Origin of the sequence: Winogradskyella psychrotolerans RS-3 (genome assembly GCF_000427335.1) — a bacterium.
Lineage (GTDB): Bacteria > Bacteroidota > Bacteroidia > Flavobacteriales > Flavobacteriaceae > Winogradskyella > Winogradskyella psychrotolerans.
On record NZ_ATMR01000091.1, the window covers coordinates 72725 to 92902 of the forward strand.

General features: G+C 30.2%; 16 protein-coding genes. All 16 read right to left on the reverse strand.

From position 1 onward, the window contains the following. The gene (locus ADIWIN_RS06970) at positions 1–1083 is read right to left on the reverse strand and encodes a hypothetical protein (protein ID WP_020894332.1); all 1083 of its coding nucleotides are present in this window, start codon (positions 1081–1083) and stop codon (positions 1–3) included. A gap of 61 nt (positions 1084–1144) precedes the next feature. Then, on the reverse strand, positions 1145–2626 hold the full coding sequence (locus ADIWIN_RS21235) for a restriction endonuclease (protein WP_020894333.1): 1482 nt from the start codon (positions 2624–2626) through the stop codon (positions 1145–1147). 29 nt (positions 2627–2655) lie between these two features. Further along, positions 2656–4167: a DEAD/DEAH box helicase family protein gene (locus tag ADIWIN_RS21240; RefSeq protein ID WP_020894334.1), complete on the reverse strand. Its 1512-nt coding sequence runs from the start codon at positions 4165–4167 to the stop codon at positions 2656–2658. Between the two features lie 320 nt (positions 4168–4487). After that, on the reverse strand, positions 4488–5951 hold the full coding sequence (locus tag ADIWIN_RS06980; RefSeq protein WP_020894335.1) for an ATP-binding protein: 1464 nt from the start codon (positions 5949–5951) through the stop codon (positions 4488–4490). 3 nt (positions 5952–5954) lie between these two features. After that, positions 5955–7865, reverse strand: coding sequence for a site-specific DNA-methyltransferase (locus ADIWIN_RS06985; protein ID WP_020894336.1), 1911 nt, complete (start codon positions 7863–7865; stop codon positions 5955–5957). Positions 7866–7890: 25 nt separating this feature from the next. Next, positions 7891–9459, reverse strand: a complete 1569-nt coding sequence (locus ADIWIN_RS06990) for a hypothetical protein (RefSeq protein ID WP_020894337.1) — start codon at positions 9457–9459, stop codon at positions 7891–7893. An 11-nt stretch (positions 9460–9470) separates the two neighbouring features. Continuing rightward, positions 9471–10070 carry a DUF262 domain-containing protein gene (locus ADIWIN_RS06995; protein WP_020894338.1) on the reverse strand — a complete coding sequence of 200 codons (600 nt, stop codon included), beginning with the start codon at positions 10068–10070 and terminating at the stop codon, positions 9471–9473. 3 nt (positions 10071–10073) lie between these two features. Continuing rightward, positions 10074–11774 (reverse strand): DUF262 domain-containing protein, encoded by a 1701-nt coding sequence (locus tag ADIWIN_RS07000; protein WP_020894339.1) that lies wholly within the window; start codon positions 11772–11774, stop codon positions 10074–10076. 26 nt (positions 11775–11800) lie between these two features. Beyond that, a complete protein-coding gene (locus tag ADIWIN_RS07005) occupies positions 11801–12574 on the reverse strand; it encodes a DUF4391 domain-containing protein (protein ID WP_020894340.1) in 774 nt (257 codons plus the stop codon). Then, a complete protein-coding gene (locus tag ADIWIN_RS07010) occupies positions 12575–15742 on the reverse strand; it encodes a helicase-related protein (protein ID WP_020894341.1) in 3168 nt (1055 codons plus the stop codon). 88 nt (positions 15743–15830) lie between these two features. After that, a complete protein-coding gene (locus ADIWIN_RS20495) occupies positions 15831–15989 on the reverse strand; it encodes a hypothetical protein (RefSeq protein WP_161624668.1) in 159 nt (52 codons plus the stop codon). A 329-nt stretch (positions 15990–16318) separates the two neighbouring features. Then, complete coding sequence (locus ADIWIN_RS07015; RefSeq protein WP_020894343.1) at positions 16319–17737, reverse strand: hypothetical protein; 1419 nt, start codon at positions 17735–17737, stop codon at positions 16319–16321. A gap of 90 nt (positions 17738–17827) precedes the next feature. Beyond that, positions 17828–18157, reverse strand: coding sequence for a hypothetical protein (locus ADIWIN_RS07020; RefSeq protein WP_020894344.1), 330 nt, complete (start codon positions 18155–18157; stop codon positions 17828–17830). 48 nt (positions 18158–18205) lie between these two features. Then, positions 18206–18637 (reverse strand): hypothetical protein, encoded by a 432-nt coding sequence (locus tag ADIWIN_RS07025; RefSeq protein WP_020894345.1) that lies wholly within the window; start codon positions 18635–18637, stop codon positions 18206–18208. A 140-nt stretch (positions 18638–18777) separates the two neighbouring features. After that, complete coding sequence (locus tag ADIWIN_RS07030; RefSeq protein ID WP_040756691.1) at positions 18778–19095, reverse strand: helix-turn-helix domain-containing protein; 318 nt, start codon at positions 19093–19095, stop codon at positions 18778–18780. 86 nt (positions 19096–19181) lie between these two features. Continuing rightward, positions 19182–20174, reverse strand: a complete 993-nt coding sequence (locus ADIWIN_RS07035) for a hypothetical protein (RefSeq protein WP_020894346.1) — start codon at positions 20172–20174, stop codon at positions 19182–19184. Positions 20175–20178: the final 4 nt, after the last annotated feature.

The window sequence follows — 20178 nt, forward strand, 5'->3', positions numbered from 1 at the left end:
TTAAAAATCAATATCAAATTCCATTAAAACTTTATTCACAAGATATTCATATAGTTTCTTGTGATATTTAATTCCAGATTCCTTAATTTCTTGTTTTGTTTTTAATGGTAAGAAGAAATCATCATTAACCATTTCGTCCAATTGAACTTTTCTTTCATTAAAATAATCAACTCTCATATAAATAATAGGATTATCGTCAATATCAGATATTTCCATCTTATAAATTGCATCTCTAGCCTTTATATCTTGCATTCCAGAAAACATCGAAAGCATACTAGAACCATTTCCTTCTAAAATTGACATCACCGTGTATTTCAATGCATCTAATCCCATTTGAAGCACCATTAATCTAAACATAATTAAGTTTGCATTGGTAGGGCTGATACTGTGAGCTTTTGAAAGAAACAAATATCCTAAACTAGATATCATTTGTAAGTTATCAATATCGTCAGTTATTTTTTGGTCAAGCATAAATAAATATGCTCTCCCTAAAGATTCAAAATCATTAACCTCCTTTAAACTTTCTGGTGAACGTTTTACATTTAAAAATAATTGCACTAAATATTCCCTAGACTCACTAAACATTTGTTGGTCATATAAGTCAACAATCTTTTTTGATAAAACATCTAATTTACTAATGTTTGAATTATCTACTTTTGAGATAGATGCATTTTCATCAACATAGAATTCAACCAAAGTATTAGGATTGTGAATAGTATAAGTTACTTTAACTAATTTACCATTCTTATAGAATAATGAAGATACATCTGGTTTATTATATTCAGCTAAACCTGATGTGTTGAATATATCATTACTCCACATTATTCTATTTCCACTTGTTGAAATTTGACCAAATGAAAATCTTTTAATAATGTGATGGTTTATCTTTTCATCATTTATGTAAACCACAAGATTTCCTTCAACTATTTTAGCATTTATTTCAGATTTTGATTCACCAGAATGAATACATTTTCCACCTTGCCAAACTTCAAATCTTTTATAATTGAATTGAAATGAATTACGTTCTATTCGTCCAGATGTCTCTCCAAAATTAACTGGGAATTGGTCAAAATTTTCATCCATAATAATTATTAATATTTGTTTTTATAAAAGTGTTAATTATCAAATCTCATATGTTATTTAATTACCTCATCAAAGCATGATTAGTCACATCCTCCATACTTTCTGCTACAATCATTTCACTACCAATTTCTTTGAAGTGCTTAATTCCACATTTTATTTTGGCTTGTTCTTTTGGTCTTAAATCGCCAAACAACGTTGTTCCTTTAGATTCTACTACAAAGTATAATTTTTCATCATCACCATCTGTCCAAAGTATAGCCCAATCAGGGTTATATGTTCCTAATGGTGTATCTATTTTAAACCAATTTGGAAGTTTTGCATATACCGAAATATTATCGCTATTCTCAAAGTCGGTAGCTAGTTTAGATTCTACATTAGAATCATAAATCACATAATCATATGGTGATTTTTTTGACTCCTTTAAGTTACTTTTCAGGTAACCAAACAACTCTTCATTCTCAAAAAGCTCTTGATTATAATACTCTGTATCACCTATTTTCTTGTATTGAATTCCATCTATGATATGTAAACGCATTTGCTCGTTAATGATTTCAATACAGCCTTCAATAAATTTTTGAGGATTGATTTTGAAGTAAGGCAATTTGTTAGTTCCTGTAAGAATCTTTACTATTGACTTACGTGTTAACTGCGTTTCATTTTGAAGATAACTCACAATGTCTGGCAATACTTCAACTTCATCATTAACGTTTTCCGAGTAAGTTGTTGGGTCTTCACTTACTTGAAGTCCACCAATATTCATAGCTACCTTAACTCTTGTGTAATGAAGTTTTCCTCTAGTAATCTTCAATCTATCATCTAACGCTCTTATACACTCTTTAACAAGACTGTCTGAATCAAAATCTACTGCAAAAGTGGTCTTGTATTTTACACGCTCCCATAATTCTTTAAATTCAGGACTATGAAGTATGCGCTTATTTACTTTTACTCTTTCTCTATCGTCTTGGTTCTTAATCTGAAGTTTTCCAGCTGCATCTTTTAAGTGATTTAGAATCTGCTTTTCTACATGTTCACTTTCTGTAAATTCTTCAGGTAATTCTACATTGTTTTCCTTTATAGCAATGCGTAAAAAATCTTGTACTTTTCCTCTAGTATCTATGTAACCTTTTAAGATGAGGTAATCATATAGCTGCTCAGATTTTTCTTGTCCTAAATAATTAACCTCATCACTATCAATGCTCATAACTACATTATTGAAACTATGAGACTCTAAAATACCGAATTTAATACCTGTATCACTTTCTATCTCTTTCTGAAGATTATCTACATAAGTTGCATAAGATTCAGTTGCCATCACTGTAAGTGTGTTGGTTTCAAAGCCATAAATTCTTTCTCCTTCTTGATTTACGCACAAACGTAAACCACGACCAATTTCTTGTCTTCTTTTGTTTTCTGAATTACCAGCCTCTTTAAGTGCACAAATCTGAAAGACATTTGGATTATCCCAACCTTCTTTTAATGCAGAATGTGAGAAGATAAAACGTAATTTAGAGTCGAAACTTAATAGTTTCTCTTTATCACGCATGATGAGGTTATACGTGTCTTCATCTGCATTTACAGAACCTGAAGTATCTTTATAGTATTCATATTTTTCTTTTTATTACTGGCTTTACTCTTTTTATCAATAGAAAAATAACCATTATGTACTTCTGAAGCGTTGACCTCAACATCCTTCATTTCACCAAATAGGCTAGCGTATTTGGTTTTCTTGATTAGTTTTTTGTATTCCTTTTCAAAGATTTTAGCGTAATCCCCTAAAGATGGATTTCCATCTTCATCATAAACTCTGTATTTACCAACTGAGTCTATAAAAAATAAACTTAGAACTTTGATTCCTTGCGGATTTAAAACCAATTCTTTGTCTAGATGTGCTTCAATGGTTTTATTAATAAGGGCTGTTTTAATTTGCTTATCATCGACACTTCCAATTACTTCACCTACTTTGAGTTCTTCATTTCGACTTGTAAAATCTATATACTCATTTTGAACATAAATATCTTTAATAATATAACCTTCATACTCAATACGTCCTGTAAGCTCTTCTAAATCTTGGTTTTGTTTTACCCATTTTTTAACACGCTTAATCTTACCATTTTGTAAAACATCAACCTCAACACGTGCATCAATATTGCCACCTTTAGAACGTACATCTAATAAGCTTATATAAGCTTGATTGTTCATTCCTTCTGTCTGGATTGAACCAATTTCTATTTGCTTCACCAACTTCTTTTCATAGGCATCTACGGCATCCAGCTTATACATCATATTTATTTTCTCATCCTTTTTATGAGTTGCTGAATAACGAAGTATTGCTAATGGATTTAATCCTTGAACTGCTTTCTTAGCAAGCGGTGTACTCATAGTACTTTGAGGCTCATCAATAAAAACAATTGGATTAGTGTTTTTGATGAGGTCTAATGGTTTGTATCCTAATTTATCGTTGTAACGATGTATAATATTCGCTTTCTTTTTAGCATCATCTGGATTCTCAAAACTTTTACGAAATGCATCGATATTAATTACCATAATAGATAAACCATCATTGGTAGAAAAATCTCTAACCTCGTTTAGCTTACTACTATCATAAATAAAATAATTATAATTAATATTATCATATAACTCCTTAAAGTGGTCTTCTGTTATTTGAAGTGATTTGTAAACACCTTCTTTAATTGGTATAGAAGGAACTACGATGATATGTTTTGAAAAACCATATTGTCTATACATCTCCATAATAGAACGTAAATACACATAGGTCTTACCAGTACCTGTCTCCATTTCTATAGTAAAATCTAAATGATTTCTATCTACGTCACTTCGGTTACTTGGTTTTAAACCATTGGCTAATTGAAGATTTTGAACATTCTCAATAATATTCCCTTCTGTTAATGTTAAACGGTTACCATAACCAATTTCATTAAAGGCTATATTTTGTTGTTTAACTAAGAATTCTGGTGAGTATACAGTAAAGTTAGCCTCACATATCTCTTGACCTTGAAATATGTTTGTAATCGCTTTTATAGCATCTCCTTGATATTCTAAACTACTGTCAAATTGTATTTTCATCTTTCTTATTATCCTTACAACTCTATAAGTTGTTTTATAGTAACTTTCAATATTGCTTATTTAAGTTCTTTTCTTGCTTAAGGTTTATAACACACTGTATATATTGCTATTATAAGTTACTTTACAACCTTGCTTAAGTCCATCTAAATATTTCTTATGTTCTTTATTACTTTTAACTTTATTACTTTCTAATTCAGTTTAAGAACTTCTTATAGCAGAACTTTTAACCTTGCTTATTCAAGTGGGTTTCTTGCTTAATGTCTCAAAACCCTTATAAAACAAGTAATGTTATCTTTATATTTAACCTTGCTTATTATCGCTTAACCTTTCTTAAAACAATACAAAGCATTCTTATCACGTTGTTTATTACTATTCCTTATTAGAATACTATCTTCTATAAATCCATTTAAATATCCTCGAATTGTATTTTCATTAATTCCTGTATAAGTAGATAAATCTGCTACAGTTCCTTTTTGATTTAGAAATAAATAATTAAAAATTTTAATTTGAGTATCATTATAAGTCTTCCAATTAGTTCCCATCTTTTCCATTACAGCATCATCAATAGTTTTAGAATGTTCACTAATCTTATTTCTAAGTGTTAGATACACATTTCTATTAGCCTCTCTATATTCAGGAACAGATAGCATTGATTTTTCCATAGATTCATAAATACGAGAAACACCTTCATTTAATTGACGTACATAGCCCATATCCTCTAATACTCTTGCTACTCTAGGGTTTCTAGCATAACGTTCTGTTTTTATATTCTTAATCGTAACTTGTGCTGGTAGAGGCCCACTATTCGAAATTTCAAGTCTATCATCAAAATGCTTAATGTAAATAGAGCTGCCCTGTAAATTATAAGACCGATGACAAAGCGCATTTACAACACCTTCTAACCAAGCTTCTTCAGGATACTCAGGGACTTTTTTGAATTTACCTTCTTCTAAATCTAAAAAATGGTAATCTCTAAAAGACGCTTTTAAGAATGTTTTTAGTTCATCTATAAGTTTAGGTATGTTATTTTCAAAACGCTCATCTTTTATTACATTATGTTCTGTACCAGACAATGCTTCTTTACCATCATATCGAATGTAGCGTACAGAAGCAGATGGAATATATTTTTCTGGGTCTTTAGAAAACAATAAAACAGCAGAATGTTTTAGTGAAAATGCTTCTTCTTTCTTTTTAGCTAAATAGCGTTTACATAGTAAGTCTAAAGCATTTCCTTTATAGTTAAGTTTTTCTTTGTATTCCTCTAATAAGCTGAGGTCTATATCTTCTAATTCAAAATCTCCAACAAGTTCTTCTTCGAACTTACGAATTGCCTTATCATATTCTAGCTTTTTAACACCGTCTCTGTCTAGTTTACGATTGGTGTCTTGCATTCTTAAGTAGACCTGTTCATTATCTTTTCTTGCAAAGAGACGTTCAAAATCTGATTCTACATGATAGAGAAAAATAAGTTTACCATTTACATATACTTCTTCTAATTCTATATTACATGCTGGATGAATAAAATCAAAACATAATGAACGGTATTTATTTAACTCGTCTTCTGTAAGCGTTGCTAAATCTTGTATATCTCCAGCATCAGTGACTCCAAAAACTAATACACCACCATCTGCATTAAGCATTCCAATAAGTTCTTCAGCAATTTTAGTAGGTTTAGTATCCTTTTCTCCTAGTCCTTTACGCTCAAAATATTGGTTTTCACGTTGCGTACGTAAATACACCTCAGTGATTTTAGTATTTGTGGTAGATATAAATAATGTACTCATAGCTTATATACTTTTTATTTCTGTAATACCAAAACGTTTTAATGTTTGTACACTATTGGTTTTCTCAACATCTGTAAAACCAGAATCTTTAAAAACCACTCTACAAATTTCTGGTTGTAACTCTTCTTTCCATTTGCCGATACCTTCTGCAACTTTGTTTGTAATGTTATCTGCTAAACAAATAAATAAAGCTCCAAAACCTACACTAAAAACAGTTTTACCTTCAATATTCTTTTCTTCAATAGGTAAGGTAAGGTCTAAGCCATACTTCAATAATATCTCGTATAATACATCGTGCTCTGTACGGTCTGTTTTAATGTTGTCTTGTGCATCAAAAAGGCTTTCATCTAAAGTGTCTGGATTTCCATCCCAACCTTTTATATTACTAGTATCTAGTTTAAATACTTTGAAGCCCAAATCTAGATTTTTTGCTTTTTCAGGGTTTTCTTCTACTATTTTTTTTGCTGCTCTTCGGATTCGTTCTTTCCCTATTTCATCAATAGTTTTAAAACCAGATTTGAAAGCCTCAGATTTTTCATCAGTATATTCAGGTAGTTGAACCATTACATATTTACGATTACCACTATCTTCAAGATTTAATTGTATCGTCGCATGGGCAGTTGTAGCAGACCCTGAAAAGAAATCTAAAATTAAATCATCTTTTGATGATATAATTTTCAATATGTCTTTAACAGCGTGAATAGATTTTGGATAAGAAAAAACATTTGAACCAAAAAGTTCCTTTATGATATTGGTACCATAAAATTCTGATTGATATTTTTTTTCAATCCATAAGTTCTTTAAGACTTCTTGCTCATAATACTTGTGTTGAATAGTGATTTCACCATCCTTAGTTTGAACTCTAATCATTTTTTTTGAATTCAACTCTTCGAATGTATCTTTGATATTCTTCCACGAAAATTCTCCATTTCTATTTTCTGGTAAAGTCTTTATAGCATTTGGAAATGAGCTTGAAGAAATGTGTTCACCATTTTCACTAACATATATGGGATACCAATTGTTTGGTCTATTCTTTCTTGACCATGATGTTCTAGCTCTTATATAACTCTCCCACCTATATTTACCCAAATTATCTCTTTCGCTAAATGTTGATAACACATCTTCGGATATTGCTACTTTATTGAAAGCAGCATTTGATTTGTTTTTTGAATAAATCAACATGTATTCAATGTTTTCAGAAAAAAATTCAGCTTGATTTCTACCTTTTGGATTATGTTGAATTGTAACGTTAACTATTCTGTTATCTTCACCAAAAATTTCATCACATATTTTAATTAAATTATGTAATTCAAAATGGTCAATCGTTAATACAATAAAACCATTATCTGTTAATAGGTTTCTAGATAATCTTATTCTCGAATACATGAGAGTTAACCAGTCACTGTGATATCTCCCTTGAGTGTCAGGATTCGTAGAAAGTAATTGGTCATTTTTTGTCTGATTTGTATAATCCAGATATGATTTTAAACTATCAGAAAAATCATTTTTGTATAATATATCTTTACCAGTGTTATATGGTGGGTCTATGTAAATCATTTTTACTTTACCAGCATAACTTTTTTGCAAGAGCTTAAGAACTTCAAGGTTGTCACCTTCTATGTATAAATTTTGGGTGGTGTCCCAATCTACACTTTCTTCAGGTGCTGGTCGAAGCGTTCCTGTACTTGGTTTTTGTGCCTCACGTCTTGCATTAGCTTTTCCAGCCCAAGTAAAACGGTAATATTCTTCACCTTCTTCTAACTCATTACCCAACACTTCTTGTAACACCTTAAAATCTATTTTACCTTCGGTTACAATCTCAGGAAATAAGGCTTTAAGTTTATCAATATTGGTTTCTACTATGTTTTCGCTTTGGCTGAGGTTGTCGCCTTTGTTTATTTGTTCTATGCTCATATCTGGTATGCTGTGCTTTCGTTTACTAATCTAAATAATTATTTAAAAAATCGGTTATGATTTCGATTCTATCTTCAATATCGTTTCCATCAGTCTGGTCTATTTCTAGTTTTTGAGTGACATTATCCTCAGAATCGTAAAGATACCATCCATCATTTTTGCATTCTAACTTTTCATTTTTTTTGTTTAAAACCAACTTTGCACCATATTCTTCTAAAGTTACTTTAGATTTAAAGCTGTCATTTTGGGCTATTTCATATAAAAAAGGATTCCAGTGTCTTCCGCTTAAGGCTTGAGGTGTATTCATCATATACACTTCATACTGGTTTGCCTTTATGCGTTCTGGGTCATTGTACCAATTGTATACACCACTTTTTCCTTTTCGCATATTAGGATACTTAATGAAGTAATACCTCCAATTCTTAACTGTATTTTCACTAACACGATATGCGTTGATGAGGTTTGAAATATAAGCCTGAAAATCTGTTGTATCAGGGGCTAATAAAATTGAGAGTATTCTTTTAGTCTCATTAAAACGTTTTCTCTTTTTTGATGGTGTAAATAATTCTCTCCATGTAGAATCATTAGTATTACCAAACAAAAAACGCCACGACACTAATTGAGAATAATCTCCAATGGTTAGTAATGCTTTGCTTATGCCTTTATAATGAATTTCTCCATTAAAAAGATTGATGAAGTTGGCTGCTTGCTTTTCAAAGATTTCTGGTTTATCTAATCCAATAATAGCAATATTACCTTGCAGTAATTTATGGTCTTCTAATTGGTTTAAAATATGGTCTAATTCAGTATTATCATTACGCCATTGGATTTTATCTAATTCTTGCTGCTTTTGCAACTCGCTAAATCCTAATGAATTTAATTCTATTTTTTCTTCAAGAATGATATTCTTAACATCTTGTAATAAGCCAGCTAATTTTGTTTCACGAGTTTCATCTTGCGAGTTGAATGCTAGATTTCTAACTATCCTTAAACGTTTGACAAAAGCATCAGCACTTATCTCATCCTTATGAATCAAGTAGAGCTGAATAGCATATAACAAGAAGGTATTTACAAAAGAGAATAGTCTTCGTTTTCCAGATGTTTTGCCGTAATTATGACAACACATAGAAAAAAGATTAATAGCTCCTGTATAAAGTACAACCTTATTGATTTTAGATTGACTTTCTGAAAATGTGTTTTTAAAAAATCCACCTATATTTTCTATGTCTTTCCAGCTATCTAAAGCATTAAAAAGGAATTGTAAGTTTTCTTCAGCATTAGGATTGTCTTTGCCATAAACTTCTGTAGCTAAATCGAAGTCATTATTGATAATATTTATGCTTTGGTCATAGCATATCATTTCAGTAACAAATCGATATAAGCGCATAAACTCATCGTCAATTTCATTGTCTTCACTGCGATACTTCCAGAACATATCTACCCAGTCGATATCTACCTTTTTGATAAACTCTTTATACAGCTCTTGTGATACATCCTTTATAGTTTTCTCAAAGTCTGCTTTAAAATGCTCAAAAGGCGTTAATGGCTTGCCTCTAGAGTTCATCTTTATATACAGACTATCTGTGACTCCCATTTCCTCAAGTGCTAAAAAATAGAAGCTAATCGGATGATTATCTGAATCTGTAAGTTTTGACCAAAGATTGATTTCGTTTTAAAAGTTTGATGCAAATCATCTATTACGACCAGCATCGCTTTTACAGTCGGGTCATTTTCCCAAGAATACATAAACCAATTTTGGTCTTTTATCCAAATGGATAATTTTTCTTCTATAAAATCTGGTGAGCACAGCACTAGTTTATCGCAAAAATGCTGTGAGCTAAATCGAGTTTTATAACTAAACTCTTGCAGAAAGTTATACTCTTCTGCATTTACATTTTCGTGTTTGGCTATATACCAGTGCAGTAAAAAGAGTGTAGTTAATCGTTGCTGACCGTCTAGCGGTATTAAATTTCCATCCTCTACTTGTCCGTAGATAAAATCTAATTTAACAGCATCTTCTTCTGCTCCTGTTAAGGCTTTATGTAATACATCTATAAAGCGATTTCTTATTCTGGTAACTTCAATCGTTTTTCTTCCTTGTGCATAATCTCTCTGGATTATAGGAATTTCAATAGCACTAATTGTAGCTCCATTTTCTAACTCTTGACCGAATATTTGTTGAAATGTAGTTGGGATTGAATTCATGACTTAGGCTTCTTCGGCTTTTAAGTAGTTTAACAAATTTCCATTTTCTCCTATCATAGAATCTAAATAAGCCTCTCTGTCTTTAGCTCCCCAAAATTGTAACTGATGGTCTTTAGAATCCGTATAGTACTTAAAAAATACTCGTTTTGTACAAATTGGAATATAAGCTCCTTTTTTATCCATCTCAATAACCTTATTGCGCTTAACATCAAAAGTGGCATTATTTAATGCTGCATTATTAGCAGTACTTAACAGTGCCATATTACTTATAGCATCAATGTAACTTCTGTCTTCATTTTCAGAAAGCAAGTCAAAAACTCGATGGAAGATATCATCAAAAACAACTTTTGTGATATTTTCCAGATTAGCATCTATCTCACTTATAAGAGCATTTATTATTTTAGACTGATTACTTTTTGAAGCAAGATTTTCTAACGATAATCTATGTAATCGCAACCATTCTTGTTGGTCTTCTTTTTTGTTTAATCCTACAGATTGCTGAGCGTGGATATGTTCAAGACTCCATTTATTACGCTTGTGATTATTAAAAGAGTAGAATTGTGAAGTATCTCTTAAAGACCTAATTGTTTCAACGTTATGCAATAACAGCAAACGTTCTATTTTGGATTTATCTTTACTATTCTCATAGGACAACTCAAGCACGTCTGAACGTGTAAGACTAAGTTTATCTTTAATAGCTTGGTCTAAGCCATTTTCAAATTGTCGTTTTGTTTTTCCTTGTGACTCCGTTATTATTTCTTCTAACGACTTGCCAATAGCTACTAGATAACCAACTTTATGATAGATAGTTCTTTTTTCAAACCATTCTTTTAGTATTAAGAAGTAGGATTGAATATTTTCCCATACATTAAGACTAGAACCTTCACTTTTAATTTGTTTAATGAAATAGTAGAATGTGAAAAAGGTTTCTTTTTCTTCAATCTTCTTTTTTGCCATAAGATTGAATATGAGTTCTATTCTAGTTGCAAACTTTTTTGGCGATTGATTAGTAAGAAAGTACCAAAGTTTATTGTCCTGTAAGTCTTTTTCAATACTATCCCAAGTTGTTGATATTTCTAATTGCTTTTCATACGTTATACCATTATCCTTTGATAGAAATAGTGCCTTTACTAGTTCTGCATTAGTTAACGGTATTTTACCAATGTTAAGTCGAGTAAATAGATTTGTTGAATCTGCTTTATTGTCTACCTCATACCATATCACTTTAACTCGTTCTCCAAAATACTTGTAAAGATTAATTACTCTTAGATTTTTGTCCTCTCGCTCATCATTAAACCATTCTTCTATAGCTAAGTAAGCATTATAAATGTGGTGAAAATCTATATTGTCATCCTTAAGGCTTTCATCTAATGTTTCTAAAAATGTTTCACTTTTCTTTCTTGTTTCATAGGTCAACGAAAAATTTAGTTCAATAAAAGGCAACACTTGCTTCATATATTTAAGGATGAGATACAAGGTCGTGGTGCGTTGTTGACCATCAATTAATTCATAAGTATCATCATCGATTTTTTTAACTACTACTGGTTGTAAACTGTAATTCTGGTCTTTATTCTCCCAAATATCATTTAGTAACATTTGTACATGTTCCTTCTCCCATCTGTAACCTCGTTGATAAGCTGGTATATAAAATTTTCCTTTAATTTTATTTACAAGTTTTGGTTCTAATACTGCTTGTTCAATCATTCACGTTTAAAATTTAATTCTAGCTATTAACTTTTAGCTGTCAACATTTGCTTCAATTCGTCTATCCTGTCTCTATTCTTTTTAATTAAGATATTCAAATGTACTTTTTTGTTTAGTTGGGTTTCTTTTTTGATTTGGCTAGTCAAGGATATGATGTCTCGCTCCAATTGTTCTATTGCTTCCAAATGCTTCATATCTTCTTGATTACGTGCATTAGTTCTTTTTTGGAAGCTACCAGTTATACTAGCTGCTTGAAACTGCACTACAGCTTGTATATAACTTTTGTACAGTAATTCTAAATTGGTTTTATCTAAATTTCCAAAATCTAAAGCTTTATAAAAGGCATCGCTCAGGTCATTTTTATAAAGTTTAGAAAGTGTATCAGTAACAAAATAACGTTCTATGGTTCGCTTACTAGGCTCTACTTTATTGATACGTTTATCGCAAGCACTTATCTTAAAACCATTGACATCTTCTATAATAACCAGCATTTGATATGGAATGTACTTTTGAAATAACTGCATACATTTTTCTGCAAATACATCTAAAGTATTATCCGCAATAGTACAGACCATAATCTGAATTTCTTCGTATTTATAATCGTCATTATTAACTGCTAGTATATTAGCTGTAATTGGTTTAATACTTGCTAACCAATTCATTTGTTGAATACTATTATTGAGCACATTTTTTTCCGCAGCGGAAAGTATAAAGTTTTTTAGAAAAAAGGCTTTAGTTAGCTTTTTATCTAAAATATTTCGCTCTGGAATATTTAATATGTTGTTATACTTAAATCCCATTTATTTAATAACTAAATAGCCAACGAGTTCTAAATCGTCTTCATTACTAAGCGTTCTGTTCAACAATGTGGTGCCACCTTGACTCGCTAGCGAATCTAAGCCTATTTCTTCTTGCACACCAACAACTTCCTCAATTGCATTTTGCAAAGCTTTTGTATATGCAGCCATCTTTTTACTGCCTTTAGTTTCCTTTTCAAATTGAGCCACCAAATCTGCCAATACACCATCTTTACCCATACATAACTTACGGAAATAATCTAAGGCTTTTTTAGATTGTGATGGTTTCACCATATGAGTGCCATCAATACTGATATAAACTAAAAAGAATGGATAAAGTATGTTGTTTTTAAGCTTGTCCTTAAATTCTGCACTTGTATCTTTTAAACAATAGATAACACCTTCTTTAACTTCATCTAAATTAGATTTTACCACTGCGTATGATGCTGGTGGAATATCATTTAAATCTTCTATTTGTTCGTCTGAGCTTTTTTCTAAGTCAATCTTAAAGTCATTGAAAGTCATATCTGTAATAGAAATATTACCATCAATATCTTCTAAATCTAATACCTGATTCTGTAATTGCTTTAATTGTCTCTTTCTATAATCGAGGTCTTGCATTTCTCGATTAGATTTACTTATTACATTGTCTTCTCCAGTCGCAGATACATCTAGCATCACCATTTTGCCTTGTACACGAGCTACTAAATCTATAAACTGGTCTAATTCCATAGAAGGAAAAAAGTTTACCAATTGAATTTGCTCATTAATAGAACCAATACGGTCTATTCGCCCAAAACGCTGAATGATACGTACAGGATTCCAGTGAATATCATAATTCACCAAATAATCACAATCCTGAAGGTTCTGACCTTCTGAAATACAATCGGTACAGAATAGAATATCTATTTCACTTTTAGCATCTGGAAAAATGTCTTTTCGGTTTTTAGAACGTGGCGAGAAATTTGTAAGGATTGAGCTTAAGTCTGTACGACAATCTTTCATGTTGGTTTTGTTGTTACCAGAACCTGTAACCAAAGCACTGTTAACTCCTTTTTCTTCTTTTAACCAATCACTTAATTCTTTATACAAATAGTTTGCAGTATCTGAGAACGCTGTAAAAATAATTACTTTTTTATTTCCTTTGTTATACGGTTGATTATCTACTTTTTGAGAAATACGGTCTTTTAATTCCTTAAGTTTAGCATCACGCTCAACATCAATTAATTTAATACTACTTAATAATGCGGTAAGAATACGTTTATCATGTTCTAAATCTTGTTTCCAGCGAATGGTATCAATATCTTGAATTAATACTTTTGTTTTACCACCAATTAATAAATCTTCTAATTCCGTATCATCGATATCTACATCTGTAATGTTGAGGTTGTAATCTGTTTCACCATTTTGATGGTCTTTAAGTTGCTTGAGATTTGATTCTACTAAATCAATTAACTTAATGGTCGTTAACTTAAAGGAATGAATAGAACTCTCAAGGCGTTTTAAGAGGTTTACACGCATTAAATAGATTAAACTTTGCTCACGGTCAACTTGTCTAAATACACTACCTGTATGCGTTTCCATATCGTATTTTTCCTCGTAATATTCGCGCTTTTCAGAACGCACATATCCTAAAGGTGTATATGAAGCTAATGTTAGTGTACTTATCTCATCATATACCTGACCAATATCTCTGAATTTATTCTTGGTATCAATTTCTGGATATACTGTTTCTGGTTTTAAACGTGTTGGAAATTTACCAATATTAGACGTGTCGTAATATTTCTCAATATGCTTTCTTGACCTTGCGATGGTTAACATATCTAGAATTCTGAAGTATGCACCATCTAAACTTTCCATTAATTCGCTTACATCAAGGTCATCTGGGTCACCATCACGATACCATTGCGTAAATCTGCGTTGAGAATCTCGCATTACTTGGGTTATACTATCTATTCCATAAGAGCTGAATGCTTGGTCATCACCTTCCGTTATAAAGGATATCTGGTTCTTCAAATCATTCATTTTATTGTTAACAGGTGTGGCAGATAACATTAAAACTTTGGTGCGTATGTTAGATTTGATAACATCGTTCATTAAACGTCTGTAACGTGTCATTCCACGTCTAGTAGGATTGTTACGAAAATTATGAGACTCGTCAATAACCACCAAATCATAATTGCCCCAATTAATCATTTCGAGGTCAATGTCTCCAGATTTACCTTTGGTTCTAGAAAGGTCTGTATGATTCAACACATCGTAACTTAGTCTATCTTCAGCAAGTATATTTCTTTTATCGTTCAATTGATAAACCGTCCAGTTTTCACGCAGTTTCTTGGGTGCTAAGACTAAAATCCTATCATTACGTAATTGATAATATTTCATTACAGCTAAACCTTCAAACGTTTTACCTAACCCTACTGAATCGGCTATAATACAACCACCATAAGTTTCAATCTTTTCTATAGCTCCAATAACTGCATCCTTTTGGAAATTGTATAGTAATTTCCATATTTTAGAATTTTTAAAGCCAACTTTTTCGAGCTTTTCATCAGCTCTTTCATTTATGGTTGAATAATGGAAAATCTCACGAATACAATATTTGTAAATTTCTTCACCTGAATAATCTCTGACTCCTTTTTCTAATTTTTGAACCACCAAATCGTTTAGAGATTGCGAACTATTGCTCCATGAGTTTTGAAACAAGTTACCATATTGATTATTAGTATCTTCAAACGAGTTAATAAAGATTGGAATGTCTGACGGAATAACACCTAAACTTACTGAATCTAAATTCATTGGTGTTAAAATGAAACAGGTAGATTTACCTTCATTTTCAACGATTAATATATTTTGATTCCCTATACCACCTTTGCGAAATTTTATTTTATCATTAATTAAACCAATGACCTGATTTATTCTATATTTTCTATCTAGTTTTAAATTGAGCTGCTTTTCATTATCATTTTGAATAAACTTAAAATCGTCTTCATCTAGAGTTTGAAAATCTAGTAATACCTCAACTTTGTTAGATTTTTTTAAGTCATCAATAAGTTCAAAAAGAGCGAATGATGTAAAATAGTTACAACTTAAATATACTTTGGTTTTGGTGTTTATAAGCTGCTTAAACTCATCAATTAATAGTGTATCTTGATTATTTATTATTTTCATCTACAAGGTTTATTTTGTTGAAATATTCGTGCTTTATAGCAAAAATTTAAAGATAGAATAAATATTAAAAAATCAATTACGGAAATCCTCAACTTTTGCGATAAGCTGATTCTAATAAATTTCTTAACACCTCACTTGCATTATTTCCGTATTTACCCTTTTTAGCTAACTCTAATAATTTTTCCTTCTGTTTTTTAGATAGCCTCATAATAAAAGTTTCGTCCTTTTCTGGTTTAGGTAGTTTCATATTCATAATTGTTTATACATTATAAATAGTTGCTAAAAGGTAAAAGAATAAAATAAATAGCTATTTAACCTTTTAAAAATACACCTATACGCCACGTTAACTGATGTAATTACATTGGTTAAAGTGTCGTTATTACAGTGTTTTTAATCGAAACAAAGGGACGTGTCAATGAAATTTTAATAAAAAAATTAAAAACGTTTACCGTATCCTCCCTTATAGTAGGTATTATAAAAATCTTGTATATACAAAGGTCGGATATGAAGAAAATTTTTCAAAAAAATTTTAGTTAATAGAAATATCCATATCGTATTTACAACCAAAAAAGTATCTTAACCAGCCTCATCAAACTGCTGAGTCCAAACCTCACTTTCCAATCTTGGTTTTAGTCCAAAATAAATACTAAGAAGTCTATTGAACTCTTCTTTTAAAATAGTCTCATAAGACTCTGTGGTTACTATAGAGTCATGAATTGTAAATAATGGCATCATTGGGTGTTTCGATGATATTAACCTCGTACAATGGTCTAAAATGCAATCCGCTTCTATGTTCTGTAATAAAACAGGAAAGAAATTCTTCTCATTCTCTTTTTTAATAAATTGAATCACTCTATACAATTCAGGATAATGCCTTTTGAATACTGTTATAAATTCTGAACTATGTTTTTCTGATGAAAACAGAATTTGCATAACCACATCTTTACTAACTTTTCTTAAGTTATCGTAATTGGTATGTTTTCTTACCCAAACTCCTCGTATCCTCTTTGGCATTCCTATATAACATTCCTCATTTATATCCTTAGATATCAATCCTTCTTTATAAAGTATATCACCAAAATGCTCATAAAACGTTCCATCTAATACTTTATTTATAAAGATTTGAATCTCATTATATTGGTCACTATTTAAAAGGTCTGACATAATAGAGACATGTAGTGTATTGTATTCATTAGATAAATAATTATTTAATAAATTAATACTTGGATTTATTATTTGATTTAAAATTGAAGCATAAATAAAAGGCTGACTATTCTTAATATCTAATGATATTAATTGTTCATTATTATATTTAACATATTTTCTTAAATCCTTAGGTATTGCAGTGAATATTGAATGTAACCTATTATCTAGTCCTTCTCTACTATATGACCAACACTTATTCTGAATAGACTTAACAATAAATATTCGTTTATTTTTCTTCTTTATCTGTGAATCCTTTATATAAGTATCTCTTATATATTTCAATGCTGATAAGGAATCTATTGATAAGAGTTCTGGATTAAACCACTTTGTTAAATGTGGACACTTATCATCTGCAACGCTCATTCTACTAATTTTAATCTCATTCGATTTCTTGATAAAACGTGAATTATCTTCTAGCCAATGAAAATCAATCAAATGCTTTCTATAGGCATCACCTATTTTGTATTTTTTACATGTATTGGATGAAGTACTATATTCAATACATTTCTTATTTAAGAAATCTTTATCTTGAAGGAAATTGATATATCTTTTATACCCTTTTATCCTTACTAAAGCTTGACTACATATTGGAATCCAACCATCTTCATATTTTTCATCTGAACTCAATGGAATATAATATAATAGGTTCATTATATATGACGCTTTCGTTAAGTTTAGCTTTACACCATTGGCTGATTGGTTATAAACGTTAATTTCTGTTTTAAGAGCTTGGAATAACTTATTTGGCAACCAAACTCCGATTCTCTTTTTGTTTATATATGTTCTCATATAAAATTAGTTTTAATTATTAAAGTATGAAGAAATCAAAGTCTGATTCAAGTACTTCAAATTGTTTACCATCAGTTCCAAATGCTTTAATCAATTTGCCTTTCTTTTTTTTCGATAATAATTAGCTTCTTTAACAAGAGATGATACCATTAATTCCTTATCACCAAAGATTTTGTACTCTATACCTTTTTTAGGTGAGAATACTAGGTCAATCATAAAGAATTTAAGTACATCATCCACTTTTCCAAATCCTAAAGATTCGCCTATCATTATAGATGTTATTCTTTTAATTTCTTTAACAGCCTCAAGTCGGGATTTAAAAGGTGTCACTTCATTATATTCCTTTTCATAATAATCAGAAACTCTGATTCCTTTATTATTACATGTAAACACGTTTAGTTTTATAATATATTTTTCCATTATTTTTAGTTTTTATGAGCGACCTTATTTTTCGCTCTATTAATTAATTTAGTTTATAAGAAAATCGAGATTCATCTCAATTACATTGACAAAATCCCATTCTCCATCTGCATATTCTATATCAGTTAAGACAATATTATCTTCTTCAGCAAAATGATAAACCTCAGCTTGTAATGCCTCAATTGTTTGCTCTTCATCTTCACCGTATAAACAGTATTCACAACCATCACTGTTTACAAAGAATATATTGATGGAATACGCATTAAAGTTTTTAAAATCTTTCATGTTCGCTTCAAAAAACGATTCGTATTTTACTTCTCCGTAAAGGAATTCATCTTCTAATTCTAAAACTTTTGCAATGGCTTTTTTTCTAGAATCGATAGGCGATTCTTCTTGAAAAGTAAAATCAAAAATCTTTGAATCTCTTTTCCCTTTTGCATTAACTTTCGTTGTGTTTACTTGTACTATATACTTTATCATAATTAATTGTGTTGTGAGCTACTTTGATTTTCGCTCTTGTTTATATCTATGCTACTTTATTATTATATGTTGATTGTATTTTTTTCAATGTCATTTCAATGATGAAATGAATTTGACTTAAATTCCTTAGAGGAATTTATTTAAGAGGCTTTTTTGAAGAATAAGTCTAGATTCGAGTTCTCCTTAAGAATTTCTTCAAGTTGACTAATAGGATAGAGATAAACTTCTCCTATTATGGTATATGGAATTACACCAGTCTCTCGATACTTTATAATAGTATTTGCCGATAGTCCAAACCTTGACTTAAGGTCTTTATTTCTGTAATAATCTGATTTTTGTGTTATTGACTTTTTCTTGAGATTTTCCTCAATAACAACCAGTCTATTAATAACTGGATTTAATAGACTTTGAAGTTTGTCTATTGATACTAAAACTAACTGTGATTCACTGTTTTTCATAATATAATTTTTAAATTATTATACTACAAATTTCAGGGTTTTATCCAAGTATAGCGAGGGATTCCCAAGGATTCCCAACAATCTAATTAGTGATTCCTCTTTTTTAAATTATCATTGATATTTGTTAATGAGTCAATTCTAGTATTTAATCTATCAACTACGTCATTTAGAAATATTATTTCTTTTGTCACCTCTTTAGAATCTGTGTCTCTTGCCACAGGCATTGCTCTTGTCATTTTCTGAGCCTTAGCGAAAGTAGATTTATCTAAATAGAAAATATTAGCATGATTAATATAGTTTTTAAGACTTGTTCTTTCATCTTTAGTATCTGACTTATCTTTAGCAATTATTCCAACTTCATAAAGATTATAAAATAGATGTCCAAGATTGGTTTTGGAAAGATTAAATTCTAATTTAAGATTTTCAGGGTTAATAGAAAGTAAATTCTCTTCAATATTAGACTTTCTACGATTATAAACTTTAACAATATCTTGTAAGAACTTCCCAACACTGATAACCATTTTATTATGTAACATTAGAGTGTAAGTAATATGTGCTCTCAAATATATAATCTCAATTTCATTTTCATTCAAATTAAATTCTTCTTCTAATACTGATTCAATGTTGCCGTAATTCCCACCTGATTCTTTACCGTAAAAACCACTTATTATATCAATTATATATAAAGCTTTATCATCATTATTATTTGTAGGGGAAGGGAATTCTAAGTCCATTGGTGATATTGTGGGAGGATTATTAGGATAAACCAAAGTATGTGAGACAAGCTCTCTATCAAATTTGTTTTTAAGATAATTATCTAAAATATCATTCAAGTTATTAATAAATTCTTCAATATCATCCAAAAGACTATTAATAAAAAAAATATTTTTGTCATCATTATAATCAATGCTTTCGTCAATTAATTTAATAATTTTTTCCACTTGATTATCAAAATATTTTTCTGGAATTTGAGTAACCCATATACCATTATATAAACAATTATTTATGGTATGATTTATTTCTATTTGAAATTCGAGTACTTTTTCTATTTCCGAATTGAGCTTGAGTAATTTTAGCATAAAT